Genomic DNA, 1,346 nt, shown 5'->3' on the forward strand with positions numbered 1-1,346 from the left:
AGATAAACCAGCCTCCACAAAACCCAGGGCGATTCAGTTGAGGCGTTCTTGGGGGTTGTTGGACCAGATCTGTCTCCATACCTCGACAGGGAAGGCGGCGGTAGGCCAGCAGGTCGGCTCGTGCGGCTTCGAGGTGGTCGGCAGCCTCGGGCAGGATCGTGTGGACGTAGTCCAGGAGGCGGTCGAACTGAGCCTCGACGGCTGCTGCGTCGGGCTGGTCGTAGACGCCAGTGGAGCATGGCCTTGACAGCGGGCCACAGACTCTTGGGAACCACTGTCATCAGGTTAGCGGCGTAGTGGGTGCGACAGCGCTGCCAGGTCGCTCCGGGCAGGTTCGCGGCGATAGCCTCAACCAGGCCCGTGTGGGCGTCAGAGGTGACAAGCCGTACCCCCGTAAGTCCCCGGGCCACCAGGTCGGCGAGCAGCCCGTTCCAGGCCGCCGAGCTCTCGGTGGTGGCTACCCGCAGTCCTAAGACCTCGCGATGTCCATCAGCGTTGACCCCGGTAGCGGTCAGGACCACCGCGCTGACCACACGACCACCTTCGCGGACTTGTCAATGTCAGGGCGTCGGCCGCCACGAAGGTGAATGGGCCTGCATCGCCCAGGGGCCGGTTGCGGAAGGAGACGACCTGCTCGTCGAGCTCAGCTGCCATACGTGAGACCTGTGACTCCGGGCAGCGAGCTGATGCCCAAAGTACCTATCAGCTTGTCCATGCGCCGCGTGGACACCCCGGCCAGGTAGGCGTCGGCAACCACTGTGATCAGCGCCGACTCGGCCCGTTTACGGCGTTCAAGCAGCCAGTCGGGGAAGTACGAGCCAGTGCGCAGCTTGGGGACAGCCACGTCAATCGTGCCGACCCGGGTGTCCAGGTCCCGGTGCCGATAGCCATTGCGCTGAACCCGGCGCTCGGGGCTGGCCTGACCGTACTCGGCACTGCACACCGCATCAGCCTCGGCGCTCAGCAGGGAGTTGATCACCGTCTGCAGCAAGCTACGCATCAGGTCTGGCGAGGCCTGAGAAAGAGCCTCGCCAAGAAGACGCTCAGGGTCGACAATATGAGGAGCGGTCATCGTGATGACTCCGTTCGAGTGGGTTGTAGGAGATTCCTCGAAGGATCACACGGTGACCGCGCTGCCACCAACAGCAGCCCAACCACCGCGCTACACCACACTACGGGGCACTACCGTGGGGTCATGGCAATGCTCTGGCTGAGGCGGTAAACTCCTTGCACAAGGCAGAGCTCATCCTTTGGCCAGAGCCCCTGGGAGGGCATCGACACTGTCGGGGTCACCACCGCCGAGTGGGTCCACTGGTTCAACACCACCCGGCCACACTCCGCCATCG

2 pseudogenes are annotated in these 1,346 nt (G+C 64.3%); one reads left to right on the forward strand and one right to left on the reverse strand.

The annotated features are described in order from the left end of the window. Positions 1-36 precede the first annotated feature (36 nt). Positions 37-1,072, reverse strand: a pseudogene (locus HMPREF9056_RS13905) (IS256 family transposase); the annotation flags it as partial. Positions 1,073-1,270: 198 nt separating this feature from the next. On the opposite strand from HMPREF9056_RS13905, the pseudogene HMPREF9056_RS15030 reads away from it, so the two are divergent. Then, positions 1,271-1,346: pseudogene (locus tag HMPREF9056_RS15030) on the forward strand (hypothetical protein); the annotation flags it as partial.

It is taken from the genome of Actinomyces sp. oral taxon 170 str. F0386 (assembly GCF_000195595.1).
GTDB lineage: Bacteria > Actinomycetota > Actinomycetes > Actinomycetales > Actinomycetaceae > Actinomyces.